Origin of the sequence: Flavobacterium sp. J27 (assembly GCF_004303025.1) — a bacterium.
GTDB lineage: Bacteria > Bacteroidota > Bacteroidia > Flavobacteriales > Flavobacteriaceae > Flavobacterium.
In genome coordinates this window covers 97,483-116,872 of record NZ_PJQW01000010.1, presented here as the reverse complement: position 1 = coordinate 116,872, position 19,390 = coordinate 97,483, and the positions used below count along the sequence as shown (strand labels likewise).

General features: G+C 32.4%; 10 protein-coding genes. 9 read left to right on the top strand and 1 reads right to left on the bottom strand.

The window, feature by feature from the left end:
* Positions 1–191: 191 nt before the first annotated feature.
* The 4 genes from CX675_RS14265 to CX675_RS14250 all read left to right on the top strand — a co-directional run bounded on the left by CX675_RS14265 (position 192) and on the right by CX675_RS14250 (position 8,667).
* A complete protein-coding gene (locus CX675_RS14265; protein WP_130735920.1) occupies positions 192–1,748 on the top strand; it encodes a tetratricopeptide repeat protein in 1,557 nt (518 codons plus the stop codon).
* 166 nt (positions 1,749–1,914) lie between these two features.
* The gene (locus tag CX675_RS14260) at positions 1,915–4,776 is read left to right on the top strand and encodes a TonB-dependent receptor (RefSeq protein WP_130735919.1); all 2,862 of its coding nucleotides are present in this window, start codon (positions 1,915–1,917) and stop codon (positions 4,774–4,776) included.
* A 645-nt stretch (positions 4,777–5,421) separates the two neighbouring features.
* On the top strand, positions 5,422–6,459 hold the full coding sequence (locus CX675_RS14255) for a phytase (RefSeq protein WP_130735918.1): 1,038 nt from the start codon (positions 5,422–5,424) through the stop codon (positions 6,457–6,459).
* 342 nt (positions 6,460–6,801) lie between these two features.
* On the top strand, positions 6,802–8,667 hold the full coding sequence (locus CX675_RS14250; protein WP_130735917.1) for a hypothetical protein: 1,866 nt from the start codon (positions 6,802–6,804) through the stop codon (positions 8,665–8,667).
* A 97-nt stretch (positions 8,668–8,764) separates the two neighbouring features.
* Here CX675_RS14250 and CX675_RS14245 read toward each other — a convergent pair whose 3' ends face one another.
* On the bottom strand, positions 8,765–9,892 hold the full coding sequence (locus CX675_RS14245; RefSeq protein ID WP_130735916.1) for a hypothetical protein: 1,128 nt from the start codon (positions 9,890–9,892) through the stop codon (positions 8,765–8,767).
* A 768-nt stretch (positions 9,893–10,660) separates the two neighbouring features.
* On the opposite strand from CX675_RS14245, the gene CX675_RS14240 reads away from it, so the two are divergent.
* From CX675_RS14240 to CX675_RS14220, 5 genes are all read left to right on the top strand, one after another.
* The gene (locus tag CX675_RS14240) at positions 10,661–13,735 is read left to right on the top strand and encodes a type I restriction endonuclease (protein ID WP_130735915.1); all 3,075 of its coding nucleotides are present in this window, start codon (positions 10,661–10,663) and stop codon (positions 13,733–13,735) included.
* Between the two features lie 216 nt (positions 13,736–13,951).
* Complete coding sequence (locus CX675_RS14235; protein WP_130735914.1) at positions 13,952–14,272, top strand: GIY-YIG nuclease family protein; 321 nt, start codon at positions 13,952–13,954, stop codon at positions 14,270–14,272.
* Between the two features lie 339 nt (positions 14,273–14,611).
* The gene (locus CX675_RS14230; RefSeq protein ID WP_130735913.1) at positions 14,612–16,228 is read left to right on the top strand and encodes a class I SAM-dependent DNA methyltransferase; all 1,617 of its coding nucleotides are present in this window, start codon (positions 14,612–14,614) and stop codon (positions 16,226–16,228) included.
* Complete coding sequence (locus CX675_RS14225) at positions 16,221–17,660, top strand: restriction endonuclease subunit S (RefSeq protein ID WP_130735912.1); 1,440 nt, start codon at positions 16,221–16,223, stop codon at positions 17,658–17,660. Before CX675_RS14230 ends, CX675_RS14225 begins: the two co-directional genes overlap by 8 nt.
* Positions 17,661–17,666: 6 nt before the next feature.
* On the top strand, positions 17,667–19,385 hold the full coding sequence (locus CX675_RS14220) for a hypothetical protein (RefSeq protein WP_130735911.1): 1,719 nt from the start codon (positions 17,667–17,669) through the stop codon (positions 19,383–19,385).
* The last annotated feature ends 5 nt before the right edge of the window (positions 19,386–19,390 follow it).

Genomic DNA, 19,390 nt, shown 5'->3' with positions numbered 1-19,390 from the left:
TAAGTTCTAAGTTCTAAGTTGTAGGTTGTAAGTTTACAGTCTCAGTATTCAGAACCTTTTTCCGAATCACTAAGTACTAACAACTAACAACTAACAACTAAGTACTAAAAATAGTAATCATTACTTAACCTTAAAATCATTGTAACTTAATATAATTCTTTCTTATTTGTAGGTTAATTTAATCTCAAAAAATGTTGGGTCGTTTTTTATTACTGCTTTTATTAACCACCTCTACGCTGTTTTCCCAAAATGACTGGGTTGAAACACAACTAAAAAATAAGAAAAAGGGTCTAGATCTTGCCATAAAAAATAAAAACAACCCTGATATAGCGCTAAAAATGCTCGAATTAGGCACTATCTACAATCAATATGGTCTGTATGCTAATGCCTTATCGTATTATCAAGAAGCGTTAAAACATATACAAACGAATAAAAAAGATACTTTATTTGTTCAAATTAATAATGCCATTGGAAAGGTTAATCATGCCATGCATAAATACGAGCAAGCACAACCATTTTTACTGGAAGCATTAGCAATTGCAAAACAAATAAAATACACCAAAGGACAATCCTTAGCTTTTAGCTTATTAGGTGAAAACGCAGAAAAAAGAGGAGAATATGAAACCGCTTTGGACTTTGAAAATAAGAGTCTGTTTCTTTTGAACACGAAAAACGATGCGAAAGAAGTTGCAGTTGTTCATGAAAATATTGGTAGTATCTATGAAGATCTGGAACAGTTTGATAAAGCCTATACCTATTTTAATAATGCGTACCAACTCCTAAAAGGGTCACAATCTAGACAAGAAGCTAATGTTTTGAATAATCTTGGTGATGTGTATCGAAAAAAAGGAAAGGTAAAAACAGGTATTCCATTTACCAATCTATCTATAAATTTAGCTAAAAAACTAAATGATAATCATCTACTAGAAAGCGGTCATAAAGATTTAGCCAAAGCTTATGCCCTACTTGCTGAGTATGAAAAAGCATATGAACACAAACTCATCGCAGACGATTACAATCAAAAAGCTGTGACCAATGAAAATAAAAACTTAGTCAATCTCTTGCAAGCGGATTATAAAATCAATCAGAAAGAAAACCAAATAAAAATTCTACAAGAACAAAATAAAGTCAACAAAGCCAATCAGAAAACCATACTCATTTTAACATTATCGCTCCTATTTGCTGTGGTTGTGATGTATATTTATTACCAAAAGAAGAGAAAAGCTTCCCTCAAAATCCAAAATTACAAGCAACAAACCTTAAAAGCCGAATTAGAAAAAAAAGAAATAGAAGAAAAAAATTTACAACGCGATTTAGAATTAAAAACAGCCACACTATCTCGTTACAGCTTGCATATTGCACAAAAAAACAAAATGTTATCGGAACTTTCAACTAAATTGAAAAATAGTATGGGTCGAAAAAACGAACTGCTGGAAGTTAAAATAAAAGAAATTTCTAACGAAATTGATTTTGTATTGCAACAAGAAAATGAATGGGAAGAATTTACTGTTTTCTTTGAAGAAATACATCCCGATTTCATTAAAAAACTCTCTCAAGTAGCCACCGAAAGTCTCTCTCCTGCCGAATTAAAACTAGGTATTTTACTACGACTCAATTTGTCTTCCAAAGAAATTGCAGCCATCCTTCGGGTAACACCCGATAGTGTGCGAGTAGCAAGACATCGTTTTAGAAAAAAACTACCTATCAATTCTAAAGCAGAATTAATTACTTTCTTACTCGAATTGTAAGAAAAAAACACCCTTTTTTTCTTAGGGTTAGTTTAATGTAAATAAAGTGTTATTGTTGCCTTGTTGTAACTTAAAAAAAAGATATTGTTGCCTCTTTGTTGCCTTGCTTAAAAACGAATAATCCCTTATGGATACTACATTTGTCAGAAATGTAAAATTAAAAAAAATGAGAAAACTGTGCTTTGTAAAAAGGCTATTTGTAACGTTGTTCTTAACCTTAATAACGTGTACTGCAACGGCTCAAAAAGGAAGTATTACAGGTACTATCGTAGATGAAAATAATTTCTACTTACCTGGTGCAACTGTTCTTATTGCTTCCTTAAATAAAGGAGCAACAACCGACTTCGATGGTAAATTTTCTATGCTTTCTATTCCTGCTGGAAATTACCAACTCCAAATTTCATTCTTAGGTTATGAAGATATGGAACAAGAGGTAACTGTGATAGAAAATCAAACGACAACATTCGCCATTGCTCTAAAACCAAAAAGTGTAACACTTAACGAAGTGGAACTAATATCGTATGGCTTAAGCGGACAGGCTAAGGCTTTAAATACTCAGAAAAACAACATCAATATCACGAATGTGGTTTCCACTGATCAAATTGGTAAATTCCCAGATGCCAATATTGGTGATGCTGTAAAACGTATTTCTGGTGTAACTATGCAAGTAGACCAAGGAGAAGCGCGAAATATTATTGTTAGGGGTTTATCTCCTCAATTAAATTCGGTAACCTTAAATGGAAGTAGAATACCTTCTGCAGAAGGCGATAACAGAAACGTACAAATGGACTTAATTCCTTCGGATATGATTCAGACGATTGAGTTAACCAAAGCAGTTACTCCTGACATGGACGGTGATGCTTTAGGTGGTTCGGTAAACTTAGTCACAGCAACGGCACCTCAACAATTCAGATTATCAAGTACATTGGGTTCTGGAATAAGTTTTATTACAAACAAACGCATTTTAAACGGTTCGGTACTTATTGGTGACCGCACCAAAGACAAAAAACTAGGATGGATGGTTGCCGCTTCTATCAACGACACCGATTTTGGTTCAGACAATATTGAAGCCGAATGGAGTGATGAATTTGAATATTATACAGGTGTTGACGATGTAGATGGTGACCCTATTTTAGAAGAAGTTCCTGTAAATCCATATACGAAAGCTTTTGAAACGAGAAAATACTTAGTACAACGAGTACGTAGAAGCTTTTCAGCAAACTTGGATTACCAAATTAACCCAAATCATAATTTGTATTTTAAATCAATGTACAATTGGCGTGATGACCGCGAAAACAGATACCGTACCTCTTATGAAATGCTAGATGCAGAAGATATTGAAGCGGGTGATTTTACCATTACAAATGGTATTCCATCTCGTTTTCCTGCGGAAGTAGCCAAAGAAACCAAAGGTGGAATTGATAATAACAGAAATAAAAACCGCCGCTTGGAAGACCAAAGAATGCAAAATTACTCTTTAGGTGGGAAGCATTTTTTAGGCAAAGTAAAAGCCGATTGGATGGTTTCTTATGCCAAAGCTTCAGAGGAAAGAAAAAACGAACGCTATGCTAAATACGAAACAGAATATACGGTACTAAATGACTTTTCTGATAGTAAATTCCCTATGCTATATGCTGAAAATCCTGCTGATGCTCGTGCATTTGATACTTTCGAATTTGATGAAATTACTGAAGAATATCAATATACAGAAGAAGAAGATGTCAATTTCTTTACTCATTTTGAACTACCTGCGTCTCTTTTTGGTACCACAAACGGAACGATTAAATTAGGTGCTAGAGGTCGTTTTAAAAAGAAAAGTAGAGACAACAACTTCTTTGAATACGACTTAGAAAGTGCGTATCCTACCATGAATTTAACGGGTTTAAAAGACCTATCTAATGACGATTTTTTAGCAGGTGAAAAATATAATTTAGGAGGTTATATTGATGCTAACTGGCTAGGTGCTTTGGCATTAGTTAATGGTGAACCCGTACCTTCTGAATATTTAAGAGCTAATTTTAATGTAACTGAAAATGTATGGGCCGGTTATGTAATGGCCACTCAAAACATTACTGATAAGTTACAAACATTGGTAGGAGTACGTGTAGAAGCTACTAATTTAAAAGCAACTGGTAATCAAATTGAAGACGAAGACGATTTAGTAGGAACAGTAACTAAAGAACATTCATATACTAATGTGTTACCTGGTGTCCATTTCAAATATGCACCAAACAACAATACGGTTTTCCGTTTGGCATGGACGAATACTTTAGCCAGACCTAATTATGTAGATTTAATCCCTACTATTGATGTGGTTTCTGGTGATGAAGAAATTTTTATTGGTAATCCCGATTTAAAAGCCACTACTTCGATGAACTTTGATCTTATTGGAGAATACTATTTTAAAAGTGTTGGTTTGCTTTCTGGTGGTTTATTCTTTAAAAAAATTAATGATTTTGTGTACCAATACCAAGCAGAAACTACGTCAGATGTATATGGTGCAGGAACAACAGGGTATCGTGTTTACCAACCTTTAAATGGTGATGATGCTACTATTTTTGGTGCTGAATTTGCGTTCCAAAGACAATTAGATTTCTTACCTGGTTTTGCTAAAAACTTTAGTTTCTATCTCAACTATACGTTCTTAACTTCTAAAGCGACTGGAATACGCAACGAAGATGGTGAAGAACGTGATGATTTAGATTTGCCTAATACGGCTCCAAACTTATTAAATGCCTCTTTAGGCTACGCGAATAAGTATTTTAATGCGCGTTTTTCAACTAATTTTTCTGATGCTTATATCGATGAAATTGGGGGAAATAGCTTTGAAGATCGTTATTATGACCAACAAGTATTTTTAGACTTTAATATTGGCGTAAGCTTGTCAAAAAAACTAAGTTTGTATGGCGAATTAAAGAACATTACAAACCAACCGTTACGCTACTATCAATCGGTACGAACTAGAACACAACAAGCCGAATTTTATGGACAACGATTAACTTTTGGTCTTAAATATGACTTGTATTAGTCGAATTAAGAAGTTAGAAGTTAGAAAACGAATCTGGTGTGTAGCTACTAATTTTTCGTCAGTTCGAGTGTCCCGATTGTCATCGGGATGTATCGAGAATAAGAAAAATTAGTAGCGAAACAAAACTTCTCGATACGCTTCGCACTCGAAGTGACGTGTATCGAGAACCGAATTCGTCAGTTCGTGTGTCCCGATGACAATCGAGATGTATCGAGAATAAAAAAATTAGTAGCGAAACAAACTTCTCGATACGCTTCGCACTCGAAGTGACATGTATCGAGAACCGTTTTTCGTCAGTTCGAGTGTCCCGATGTCAATCGGGATGTATCGAGAATAAGAAAAATTAGTAGCGAAACAAAACTTCTCGATACGCTTCGCACTCGAAGTGACGTGTATCGAGAACCGAATTCGTCAGTTCGAGTGTCCCGATGACAATCGGGATGTATCGAGAATAAGAAAAATTAGTAGCGAAACAAAACTTCTCGATATGCTTCGCACTCGAAGTGACGTGTATCGAGAACCGAATTCGTCAGTTCGAGTGTCCCGATGATAATCGGGATGTATCGAGAATAAGAAAAATTAGTAGCTAACGAACCTATACCATCAATATAAAAAACACGTAGTATTAAAATATTATTTAAAAAAATGAAATCTATTTTTTACAGCATCCTCTTACTGGCAGTATGCAGTTGCCAACAAAACACAAACATTGTAACCTTACCACCCGATGTCATTACAGAAACCACGCTAAACGATACTGATGATCCAGCAATTTGGGTCAACCCATCCGATGCTTCCCAAAGTATTATTTTTGGTACCGATAAAGAAACTAATGGTGGTATTTATGCGTTCGACTTACAAGGAAAAATTATAGAAGCCAAAACCATTCGCAATATAGAACGACCAAACAATATTGATCTAACCTATAATTTTAAGCTTACTGATTCAACTAAAACCGATATTATTGCTTTTACGGAAAGAGAAAAGAACCAAGTACGCGTGTTTTCGGTACCCGATATGCAACCTTTAGACAATGGTGGCTTTAAAGTATTTACCGATGCCACCCAACCCGATTTTAAAGCTCCTATGGGAATTGCCATTTATCATGCACCTGTGAGCAACAAAGTGTATCTCATTGTAGGCAGAAAAACAGGACCAAAAGAAAATTATTTGTACCAATACGAATTGGTTTCCAGTCCTTCAGGAGTAGAATTAAATCTGGTGCGTAAGTTTGGTAAATTTAGTGGTAAAAAAGAAATTGAAGCCATAGCAGTAGACAATGAGATGGGCTTTATTTATTATTCGGATGAGCAACACGGGGTGCGCAAATACTATGCAGAACCAGAAAAAGGCAATGCGGAGATTAGCTTGTTTGGTGTTTCCGATTTTGAAAGTGATATTGAAGGGATTGCTATTGCAAAAACGGGAACCGAAACAGGGTATCTTATTGTTTCAGACCAACAACGTGGGCTTTTTAATGTATATAACCGTAAAACCAATGCATTTATAACAGCAGTAAACCTAACCACGCTTGAAACCGATGGTTGTGATGTGGTAACAACCAGTTTAGGAACATCTTTTCCTAATGGTATTTTTGTAGCTATGAACGATGCTAAAAACTTTTATGTCTATGATTTTGGTAAACTGGAAAAAGCCATTTTAAACAGTACCCAAAAGAAATAGTATCATTTGTTGTGTATTTTTTTAAAAACTGTCTGGTAGTTCTATCAGGTGGTTTTTTTTATGGTTGGTGGTTGTTGGTTGTCTGTTGTGGGTTGGGGTTCATAAGTTAGCAACTAACTCCTAATTCTTAATTCATAATTCTTAATTCATAACCGCTTTATGACTTAAAAATAGCCCGAAAGGGGTATTGATTTACAACATAAGGATATCTATTTTTACCTAGTAATCATCTTAAATACAATATCTTACCCCTAAAGAGACAAAAAAAGCAAAACACTTGCAATAAGGTGTAGTCTAAAAAGTGATTCGATAATAAATAATACGAACTAAAACCAAAACAACATGAAAAAAGCACTACTACTCATTGTTCTTCTTTTAACTGGATCACATTTCTATGCTCAAGATTATAACTTTGAAAAAAAGGAATTAAAAAAACAATTAAAAACCGAGTTAAAAAAAGAACTAAATTCAAGAGATACATCAAAAATTAAGGAAATAAGAAAAAAACTGTCTCATGTAGAAATTAAAGAAAATAGCAATTTTATTGATACCACTAAAATTATTGTTTATAATTTTGAAAATAAAAAATATACTAAATCAAATGTAACTCCTATTGTAGGTGAGCCTCTAGTCTTTAAAATTGAAAATATAAATAGATTGGCTTATGATGTAACTATCAAATCGAAAGATATAGCTATAGTTGATGAATACTTTGATGATGAAATTAAAACAGCTATTAGACACACTAATGATGTAACGGCTAAACTATTACCTATTGAAGAGAAAAACATTAATCATCCTAGAATTACAAGTACGGAAGCTCCTATAAATCAAGATAGTACATATAATTTGAACTTACAACAATGGAATGATAAAATTATTGAAATAAATAAAGATATATCTGATATTAAAATTGATATCATAAAGGAAGAAAACAAAATAGATGAAAAGTTAGAAAGCATTAAAAATGACTCTATAGACTTCATTAAAAGTAATAATGAAATACTTCTCAAACAAATTAGTAATAATAAACTTGAATTGTTAAAAGCAAAGAATGAAATCAAAATAAAAAAAATAAATATACTAGAACATCAAATAGAAATCAAAAAGTTAGAAGGTAAAATTAATACTTTAGAAGGTAAATCTAGAACAATTACAAAGACTTTCTACGTTTTAAAAGAACATTATACCACTATCTTGAATCAATATTTAGTTCTAAAAAATATTGAAACTGAATATCAAAACTTTAAACAATTAGCATTAAATCCTCTTTTAAATCATCAAACCTATTTAAAGAAAGCAGATGAAGATACTTTTTTCATTAAAAAATTAAACGATTATAATGGAAGCGTAAAACGCTTCAATGAACTTGTAAACTCATTTAATAATGATTTTTATGCTGCTATGCATGATTTACCTAATACATTTAATGATATAGATTACATTAGATATACATTTCAACAAATTAAAGATGAGGTAGATAAAATTAAAAATAACGCCGACGTGTTAGACTTAAACACAAAAATTTTAAAAGTAAAGGCAATTGATGCCGTCTTGAGAAACCCAAAAGCATATGAAATATTATCTGCACCTATACAACCTTTTGAAGACTATGTTACTTTTGATGTTAATCTAAAACATAGAGATTCTAATAAATTATCTGAATATGATGACAATAGAGAGTTTACCTATATGGAATACACTCGTGGTGGTGTTAGATTTGATTTCAGTACAGGAGTAGTATTCAATTTTGGAGGTAATAATACAGATTATGAAATAAAAAACACTACAATAATAGAAAATAACATAGAAGTTGATAAAAAAGAAATTGTCCTTACTAATAAAAATGACTATACTCCAATGCTTGCGGGTATGTTTCATACAAGCTTCAGGAATAACGGTATTTTGTCTTTTGGGTTAACCTTAGGAGCATCTATAAATGTAGAAACTTTTGAATTAAATTCCTTATTTCCTGGTGTAAGTATATTAATTGGAAAAAAACAAAAGCTTATTATAACTGGAGGTCCAGCTTTTAGACAAGTAAATGTTTTAAAAAATAGATACAAAGATAAAACGTACTATGATATTGATGAACTTACAGAAGTTTCAAATGAAGATTTAACTGCCAAACAATTTAAAATAGGTGCTTTTGTAGGAATTACTTATAATTTAACTCAAAAACAACGAGGCAAGTTTAAGATTAACTAAAAATACAAATTCTCCTAACATAAAACCGCAAAACAAAAGTTTTACGGTTTTTTTGTGCTTTTAGTATATCTTAATTGATTTTAAAAAAAGCAACTCATTAATACGCAGTATAATTATATCCTGAAGCTCCTCCAGAATATTTAAACACAAAATTATAGCCGTAAACTCTTACATTATCAAAGAAAGAATATCCTACACTTGCCGGAACAATGGTATACATACTTGAAAATTGTAAACTTCTAACGGTGTAATTTGTATATAAATTAGAGATATAATATGGTGATGTAGGCTTACCAGATGAATTAGGTAACGGGTACACACTTCCGTCTTGTACGGTTCCATAACCGGCTCCTGGATAAATAATCCAATAATCGTAAGACCAGTTGGCGGCACAACCCCAAATAGGATTATAGTCATTTCTGGTATTCCAACTTCCAAATTTCTTTTGTTCTGCTCTGGCTTCCCAATAAAAAGTTTGACTTAAAGAAGTAGTCGTAAAACTCGATGTAAAAATTACTTTTCCATAATATCGGTAATTGCTCCCTTTGGCTGGATCAGTAATCCATCTGTTGCTACTTGTTCCTGTTCCTTTATTAAAATTGTATTGTCCGTTTAATTTGGAAAACAAGTCTTCTGCTATACTCGATTTGCGAAGTAAATTCATGGTATTTCTATCATACACTAAGGTTTCGTCTCCTGAAAAAACCAATAACTCTTCTCCTACCATTACTTTTCCTTCTTCATTGATTACATTTAAAAGGGCATGATTTTTAACCGCTAATTCGGTAGCAATGGCACCATCATTTTCAATATTCCTAATAATCGTTCCTTGATCTAAATATTTTTTATACAGTGCTGTATGCTCATAATGATAACCCAAAGACTCATACTCTTCGGTAGAAAGGTTTGGATTTAATCCTTTAAAAAAAGCTTCCTGATGTTGTACTTCTGCTTCATTAATTTTTCTATCGATACTTGCTAGAGAAAGAAAATGATGCTCGGTTTCCCATTGGTCTATTTGTGTTGTTGAAGAAGAAGCTAATTGCGTATTTACGGCTACTAATTGTTCGTAGTCGTTAAATAACAACACCCCGTTTTGGTTTTGCACTCTTGCTTCAGTTTGTTCGATTGTGGCTGTTGCTGGTTCGTCTATTTCATGTTCACAACTTGCGAACGACAAGATGCATGCGGTAATGAAAATGCTTTTTACCATTTGTTTTTTCATGTTTATTTTGGTTTAATGACCCTACTCTATTGAGGCTTTTCGGGATCTGCCTTTTGATATATCTATCAATAGTATCCCGATTTAATTTTCATTACCCAAAAATGGTATTAAAAAGAAGTTTTTTTTAAAACTCATGAAAGAAAGAACCTGCAAGCGGTAACAAGGCTTGTTATAAAGATTATTTTTGGAGACATATTTGCCATAACAAAAATACAAACTTGTTTGAAAAATACAATTCTATTTGTATTTACACCATCCTACTCACAGTTATATCAAAAAAGAAAAATAACATCCACAAGAATACTGCCAAAAAGGATAAAAAACACCTTATGAACTGTTTTGACGTATACTGACTGGTTTTGACTGGTTTTGACGTATTTTGATGTCTTTAAACCCCTTAAATAAGGCCTTTGTTCGGAGATGGTTCGGTAAACCTTCGGTCAAGTAGCAGTAAACCGGTACTTTCTCCGAACAAAGCCTTTAGCAAACTGCTTTAAAACTAACATAAAAGGTGGTGGTTGGTTGTCGGTTGATAGTTGTGGGTTGTCGGTTGATAGTTGTGGGTTAATCATTAACTAAATAACTAATTAGTAATTACTAATTACTAACTCCTAATTACTAACTCCTAATTACTAATCACTAGTTACTAAATACGGTTTCCCGTAAACTTGTTTTCTTTATGCTTTTTATCTTTGTAAAAACAGGTAGAAATGCGTATTGGCTATACCAATAATTTTTGCTAAGTTTGAAGGTTAACATTATAAATGAATGAAATTCAACGAAGATTCGAGGGTAAAAATCCCAGCTTTATTACATTTAATGCGTTTGGGATATCAGTATATTCCTTTGAATGAACAACATAGAATTGAAAGCAATAATGTTTTTACTTCTATTTTCATTCCTAAGATTTCAGCTTTAAATGGAATAACAGAACAAGAAGCACAACGAATTTTAGATGAAATCAATCTAGAGTTGGATTATGAAGACTTGGGAAAAAAGTTTTATGAACGATTGACTTCGACTTCTGGAGTTAAATTGATAGATTTTGAAAATTTCAACAATAACGAATTTCACGTTACAACCGAATTAACTTGTAAATCGGGAGATGAGGAGTTTCGACCAGATATTACGGTTTTAATTAATGGAATGCCTTTGGCTTTTATTGAAGTGAAAAAACCTCACAATCAAGAAGGCGTTATCAAAGAAAGAACAAGAATTAATGAGCGTTTCAAAAACAAACACTTTAGACGTTTTGCTAATATTACACAGTTATTAGTATTCTCTAACAATATGGAATATGAAGATGGTATTGTAGAACCAATTTTTGGAGGCTTCTACGCTACACCTGCTTATGAAAACGTTCAATTCAATTATTTCAGAGAAGATTTAGATTATCCAGTGCAACAAAAGTTGAAGGATATTGACGAAAAAACAGAAAACGAACTTTTGAAAGATAACAATTTGATTGTTATCAAAAATAGTCCAGAATACATTACCAATAAACAATCGAATACCCCAACGAATCGAATTTTAACTTCTCTGTTTAGTAAAGAACGTTTGAAATTTATTTTACAATATTCCATTGTTTATGTTGAAGAAGAAGTAACAGGAAAAGTGGCGTATCAAAAGCATATCATGCGTTATCCTCAATTATTTGCTACACAAGCCATTGCAAATAAAATTGATGCAGGACAAAATAAAGGGATTATTTGGCACACACAAGGTTCGGGAAAAACGGCTTTGGCGTATTATAATGTTAAACATTTAACGGATTATTATGCCAAGAAACAAGTAATTCCAAAATTCTATTTTATAGTTGACCGATTGGATTTAATAATTCAAGCTTCAAGCGAATTCGCTAATAGAGGTTTGAAAGTAAAACAAGTCAATTCAAAACGAGATTTTATTGCCGACTTAAAAGTTGTGGGTGCCATTCATAATGATAGCGGAGTTCCAGAAATTACAGTAGTAAATATTCAGAAATTTTCAGAAGATGCTGTTGCAATAAAGGATATTAGTTATGATATAAACATACAGCGTGTTTATTTCTTAGACGAAGCGCACAGAAGTTATAATCCTAAAGGAAATTATTTAGCGAATCTGATTAATTCAGACCGTTCAGCTGTAATTATTGCCTTAACAGGTACACCATTGTTAAAAGAAGTTGCAAAAGAGTATGATTCTAAAATGCTGTTTGGTAATTATTTTCATAAATATTACTACAACATGTCAATTGCTGATGGGTATACTCTACGTTTGATTCGTGAACAAATTGAAGGCAACTTCAAAATGGAAATGAAAGAAATAATGGATCAAATTAAAGTGTTGCAAGGCGATATTAGCACACGTCAGATTTATGCCCATTCAAAATTCGCGCAACCCTTACTAGATTATATTGTTACTGATTTAATTAAATTTAGACGGGAAAAACAAGATACTTCTTTAGGTGGAATGGTAGTGTGTGATTCAGCGAATCAAGCGAAAGAATTGTTTCGTTTGTTTGAGGAAAAATTTGGAGAACAAGAAACTGATGCTAGTATTTTAATGGCCGCCGAACCACCTGTAAAATATGGTAATCACGAGGAACCAAAATTAACAGCTGCTTTAATCTTACATGATGAAAACGACAAAGCCATTCGTAAAGAATTAATATCCACCTACAAAAAAGGAAAAGTTGATTTGTTGTTTGTTTACAACATGTTGCTGACAGGTTTTGATGCCAAACGATTAAAGAAATTGTATTTAGCTCGTGTTATTCAAGACCACAATTTATTACAAACTTTAACTCGTGTTAATCGACCCTATAAAAAATATCAATACGGTTATGTAGTTGATTTTGCTGATATATCCAAAGCGTTTGACCGAACAAATAAAATGTATTTTGATGAATTGCAAGAGCAGCTAGGCGATGAAATGGAATTGTATTCCCATTTGTTTAAATCGGAAGAGGAAATCCAACAGGAAATTCAGGAGATAAAAGAAACGCTTTTCCATTACGATACACAAAACAGAGAATTATTTTCACAACAAATAGCCCAACTTACCGATAAAAATGAGTTGTTGCGCTTGATTAAAGCCTTGCGTACTGCAAAAGAATTGAAAAACATAATTGCAATCAATAATTATGAAGCTTTAGGTGGTATAGCTGATTTTGATATTTGGAATCGCTTATTATTAGAAGCACAAAGCCGATTAGACAACTTAAATTTTGTAGAAAGCATTGGTAATGAAGAAGCTTCAGCTAATTTATTAAACACCGCTTTGGAAGATGTCATCTTTCAATTTATCAAAGTTGATGAAAGCGAGTTAGTATTAGCAGATGAGTTTAAAAATATATTACGCAAAACAAGGGAATCACTTCAAAATAATTTTGACCAAATCGACCCACAATTTGTAAGTTTGCGTGAAGAACTAGAACGTATTTTCAAAAAGAAAAATCTGAGTGAAGTTACGCAAGCCGACATGATTGAAAACATGCATTTGCTTCAAAAGATATACGACCAAGCCAAAGAATTGAATCGTAAAAATGCATTGTTAAAAGCAAAGTATATTAATGACGAAAAATACACACGTATTCATAAGCGATTGAGTGAAAAAGGAACACTTAACGCTAAAGAAATGCAATTGCATAAGGCGTTAATGCAAGTAAAAGAGCAAGTAGATACCAAATTAGAAGGACAAGAAGACCTTATGAATAATGAACCATACTTTAAACGATATTTATTGCAATTGGTGATTCAGGAATTTAAGAAAAAGGAAAACATTCCGTTGGATTTTTCAACTACTGAAACCATTAATAATTTAATAGTAAACGAATATTTACAACAGTATCAGTATAGGTGACTTCGATAGTCGAATCGTTTGATTTGGCTTCGACAGGTTCAGCTACCTAGATAAGAATAGAAATGAAAAGGTGACTTCGACAAGCTCAGTCACCAAAACGACAGGGTCAGGTTCTGAAAAATATAATCGGTACCTTCGACAAGCTCAGGCTCCGATTGAATATAGAACGTTATACCGGAGGCTGAGCTTGTCGAAGCCATAGGAAACAAATAGTATATGAAAGGTTATATGTATATTTTGTTATGTGCTAATGGGAGTTATTACACGGGTAGCACTATTGATTTAGAGCGTAGATTGGAACAGCATCAAATGGGCGAAGGAGCTAATCATACTAAAAAACATTTGCCTGTTGAATTAGTATATTATGAAGAATATGACCGAATTGATATAGCTTTTAATAGAGAGAAGCAAATTCAAGGATGGAGTCGAAAAAAGAAGGAAGCCTTGATTGAGAATAAAGCAAAAGATTTGCCTTTGTTGTCTCGGAATTATACGCAATATGGGGTTTCGACAGGCTCAGACTTAGAAAAAATATAATCGGAGCCTTCGACAAGCTCAGGCTCCGATTCGATTCGACAGGATAAGGCTTCGATTGAATAAAAAATGTTGTACCGGAGGCTGAGCTTGTCGAAGCCGTAGGAAAGGGATAATCAATAATCGGTAACTTCGACAGGCTCAGTCACCAAAATGACAGGCTCAGTCACCAAAATGACAGGCTCAGTCACCAAAATGACAGGCTCAGTCACCAAAATGACAGGCTCAGATACCGATAAGAAATGAGAACGTAATACCGGAGGCTGAAGGTTTCTGAGCTTGTCGAAGAAAAGAAGCCGTAGGAAACAAGAATTAATTAAAAAAATAAAACAAAATTATATAATGACGCAGGATATTAACTTCATGACCAAAACAAAAGCACTTATTGACAACTTAAAAAGTGTGTGTGCGAATTATGGCTTGGGAAATGATGGAAACGAATTTAAAATTATTACTCAAGTATTTTTATACAAGTTCTTAAATGACAAGTTTCGCTACGCGGTGAAACGAGAAAAACCAGAATTAGACGAAGCGGAGAATTTTTCAAAAGCTTTATTAGATTTAAGTGATGATGAATACCAATTCTTAATTGCAAGTTTAGACCCCAATATTCCTCGTTTACGTCCTGAGCATTTGATTTCGCATTTATTTGTGAAACAAAATGATAGTGATTTTGCCAAAACCTTTGATGATACCTTACGTCAGATTTCGATTGAAAATGCTGAAGTATTCTCAGTAAAATCGTTCTCAGGAGCAAAAGACACTTTGTTTGATGAATTAACACAGTTTATTTCGGATAGTTCGCAACGTGATGCTTTTGCGAAAGCGTTAATTAATAAATTATTTGAATTTAGTTTCGAAGAAATGTTTGAGCAGAAATACGATTTCTTTGCTACGATTTTTGAATACTTAATTAAAGATTACAATACTGACTCTGGTGGAAAGTATGCCGAGTATTATACCCCTCATGCAGTAGCACGTATTATGGCACAAATTATGGTACCAAACCCTGTAAAAGGAGTTAAAGTATATGACCCAAGTGCGGGTTCGGGGACGCTTTTAATGAGTATAGCCCATCAAATTGGAGAAGAAAATTGTACTATTTACTCGGAAGATATTTCTCAGAAATCGAGTAATATGTTGCGTTTAAATTTGGTGTTGAACAACTTGACGCATTCGATTCCGAATATCATTAAGACTAATACCATAGCACAACCGACTTATTTAGATTCTAAGTTTGATTATATCGTATCAAATCCTCCGTTTAAATTGGATTTCTCAGATTTTCATGCCGATTTAGATAAAGATGCGTTCAAAAAACGATTCTTTGCAGGGATTCCCAATATCCCAAAATCTAAAAAAGAATCGATGGCCATTTATTTGTTGTTCATTCAACACATTATGTTTAGTTTGAGTGATACAGGTAAAGCGGCTATTGTATTGCCAACAGGATTTATCACTGCTCAAAGTGGTATTGAAAAGAAAATTAGAGAACGTTTGATTACCAATGGTTGGTTGCGTGGTGTGGTGAGTATGCCTTCTAATATTTTTGCGAGTACTGGCACCAATGTTTCCGTATTGTTTTTAGACAAAGAAGCCGATAGCGAACATATTGTTTTGTTAGATGCTTCTAAATTAGGCGAAACCGTAAAAGAAGGCAAAAACCAACGAACCGTTTTAACCCCAACCGAAGAACAACTCATTATTGATACATTTAATAACAAACAAGCGGTAGAAGATTTGTCTGTTGTAGTAACCAAAAAGGAAATTGAGGCTAAAAATTATTCGTTTTCCGCTGGACAATATTTTGAAGTGAAAATTGAGTATGTGGATATAACCGCTGATGAATTTGCTACTAAAATGAAAACCTTTGAAAGTAATTTAGCCAATTTGTTTGTGGAAAGTAAAGAGTTGGAAATGGAAATTCAGAATAATTTGAAAGGGTTGAGATATGAGTAATAATTTAAATTTTATAATAGCAGATAAAGTTTACTCAAAAATTACTGATGGAACACATGATAGTCCTAAGCAAAGGGAAGTAGGTAAACCTTTAATTACATCGAAGCATATAAAAGGAAGAAATATTGACTTTGAATCTGCTTACTTAATATCTGAGGCAGACTTCAATAAGATAAATGAAAGAAGTCAAGTTCATAAATGGGATGTTATTGTGAGTATGATAGGTGAATATTGTGGGTACTGCTATATAGAAAGGAATGAAAATATAAACTACGCTGTAAAAAATGTAGGATTATACAAAACAGGATCAAAATTAGAAGCAGAGTGGTTATACTACTATTTGATTTCTCCAATAGGTAAAGCAATTTTGAATTCTGTTAAATCAGGTTCTTCGCAACCTTATTTAACATTGGGAGGATTGAGGAAATTACCTATTTTACAACCTGTTAATAAAGAGTCCAAAGTTAAAATAGTTAAAGTTCTCTCTGATTTAGATGCTAAAATTGAGTTGAACAATAAAATCAATAGTGAGTTAGAAGCTATGGCTAAGACTTTGTATGATTATTGGTTTGTGCAGTTTGATTTTCCAGTACCAGACACTGAGCCTGTCGAAGTGTCGGGACTTCGACAAGCTCAGTCCCCATCTCAAGCTCAGTCTCCAAAAAAAGGGTATAAATCTTCTGGTGGTAAAATGGTTTGGAATGAAGCGTTGAAGAGAGAAATTCCTGAGGGATGGGAGGTGAAAGAGTTAGAATGGTATATAAATAATGATAAAAGCGGAGATTGGGGAAAAGAAAATGAAGAAGGAAATTATACACAACGTGTTTATTGTGTAAGAGGTGCAGACATCAATGGCTTAAATGGAAAGGGAGAATTAAAAACTCCAGAACGCTACATTTTAGAAAAGAATTTATTTAAAACATTAGATTCACACGATTTGATTGTTGAAATTTCAGGTGGTAGTCCTACACAATCCACAGGAAGACTTGCCTATATCACTGAACAAACGTTAGAACGATTTGACGCACCAATTATTTGCTCTAACTTTTGTAAAGCTGTTACTTTAAAAGAAGATAAGTATTTCTTCAATTTTGTAATGGAATGGAATGCTATTTATGATGCTGGTGTTTTATTTGGTTTTGAAGGAAAAACAAGTGGAATTAAAAATCTACTTTTTGAGTCATTTGTAACTTCATTTAAAACAGTTGTTCCTCCAATTGAATTAGCAGAGAAATTCTATGATTTTATGTCACCATTACAAGTTAAAAAAGAAAAGAACCTAAAAGAAAACCAAGAACTCGCTTCGTTGCGTGATTGGTTGTTACCTATGTTGATGAATGGGCAGGTTACGGTGGGTGATGAGATCCTTCGACAGGCTCAGGATGACAAGTTGGGGATGGTTGCGGAGAGTGGTAATGAATATAAAAAATAAATAAAAATGTCAGCTATATCCATTAACTCTCAGAACTTTTATATAAATCTTGAAAAAGATAGACTTAGTAATTATCCAGTTTTTACTGACTTTGAAGTAATTATTGATAACATTATAGTAACTTGGCAATACAGAATAATAAAAAATGTAACTTTTAAAGAAAGAGTTATAATAAGAGATTGTGAGATTAATTCTGGAATAAAGTTTAGCAATTGCAAATTTGAAAAAGGGGTTATATTCTATAATGTGAAGTCAACAAATTATGATAGTACTTATAATGCACAAAATGAAAGTGTATGCTTTGAAAATTCAGAAGCAACATTAATAGCTTTCGAAAATAATTGTTTTCTAGATAGAAGTTTAACTTTTAAAAAAGAATGTAAAATTGAAAAATTGGATATTACTAATTTCGAAAACAGAAATGCAGGTATTTCAATTAGAAATTCAAATGTAAATTATCTAAGCATAAGTAATTCAAAAACTAAAATTAATTTATCAAATTCTATTTTTCAAAAATCCACTAGATTCGAAACAATAATTGGTGATGTTTCCTTTGTAAAAAATGAGTTTCAAGAGGATATAATGATTTGGAATTTAGAATGTCCATTTGGACTTACATTGAATTACAATCTTTTTAAAGATCGTTTTAAAGTTGATGCTTCTAGAATTAAAGCTTTAACTATTTTTGGTGATACTTTTGAGAAAAAAGCAGAATTTGAAAATAGAGACACTTCACCTAATAATTTAAATATAAATACTTATTTAAACAAAATTTATATTTCACAAGCTAAATTTAATGAAGGCATTGATTTTAATGGATTAGGAAAAAGTTTAGATGAATTAGATTTAGTCATTACACCTGAACTTAAAGGAGTTTTAAACTTTGATAATTGGATTGTTGAAAAAGCTATAATTTCAGGAATCAATCAAAATTTAAAATTACTTTTTAAAAATATTAAGTTCAGATTTTTGTTTATAAATGATTTTACCAATTTTAGTGATATTAGTTTTGATAGATGTAAAGGAAATGGTAATGAAGCAATTTTAAATCTAATTAACAGTGATTTAGGTTCAACTAGGTTTAATGAGTTTGATTTAAAAAGTTTTAAAATTTTAAGATTAAACAATGTTTCAATAGATAAAATTAGAGCTTCAAATGTGAATTGGTTTGAAGATAACCAAGTCGAGATAGAAGTTGACCAGCAAACGGAAAGTGAAAAAGCAAAAAGAAAGAGAGAAATCTACAGGCAACTTAAACAAGCTCTTAAAAATCAAGGTAATCAAATAGATAGTTTAATTTTTCAAGCCAGAGAATTAAGATGCTTGAGGGGTGAATTTAAAAAATCTGAAAAATATAGTTTTGGAGAAAGAGTTATTATGATGGTTAGCCAATCAAATAATTATGGGTTAAATTGGTTAAAACCTGTTTTGATTACTTTTTTTACAACTCTTTCTTTGTATATGATAATTGTACCTGGATTTTCTGATGAAATTTTATTTTCACCATCTTTTACTAAACAAGACTTTTGGTTTACCTACGAAATCTATAGTAATAAATTAGTTACTTTTTGGAATTTATTTAATCCTGTTAGGAGATATGACCTAACTTACGGAGAAAAGATTCAGACTAATTGGATTTATTTTTTAGACTTAATTCATAGAATTTTTTTAGGTATTATGATTTTTCAGATAATTAAGGCTTTTAGGAAGTATGTGTCTAATTAATAAAA

Coding starts and splice junctions, on each gene's coding strand:
- CX675_RS14265 (WP_130735920.1), top strand. CDS start 192: ATGTTGGGTCGTTTTTTATTACTGCTTTTATTAACCACCTCTACGCTG.
- CX675_RS14260 (WP_130735919.1), top strand. CDS start 1,915: ATGAGAAAACTGTGCTTTGTAAAAAGGCTATTTGTAACGTTGTTCTTA.
- CX675_RS14255 (WP_130735918.1), top strand. CDS start 5,422: ATGAAATCTATTTTTTACAGCATCCTCTTACTGGCAGTATGCAGTTGC.
- CX675_RS14250 (WP_130735917.1), top strand. CDS start 6,802: ATGAAAAAAGCACTACTACTCATTGTTCTTCTTTTAACTGGATCACAT.
- CX675_RS14245 (WP_130735916.1), bottom strand. CDS start 9,892: ATGAAAAAACAAATGGTAAAAAGCATTTTCATTACCGCATGCATCTTG.
- CX675_RS14240 (WP_130735915.1), top strand. CDS start 10,661: ATGAAATTCAACGAAGATTCGAGGGTAAAAATCCCAGCTTTATTACAT.
- CX675_RS14235 (WP_130735914.1), top strand. CDS start 13,952: ATGAAAGGTTATATGTATATTTTGTTATGTGCTAATGGGAGTTATTAC.
- CX675_RS14230 (WP_130735913.1), top strand. CDS start 14,612: ATGACGCAGGATATTAACTTCATGACCAAAACAAAAGCACTTATTGAC.
- CX675_RS14225 (WP_130735912.1), top strand. CDS start 16,221: ATGAGTAATAATTTAAATTTTATAATAGCAGATAAAGTTTACTCAAAA.
- CX675_RS14220 (WP_130735911.1), top strand. CDS start 17,667: ATGTCAGCTATATCCATTAACTCTCAGAACTTTTATATAAATCTTGAA.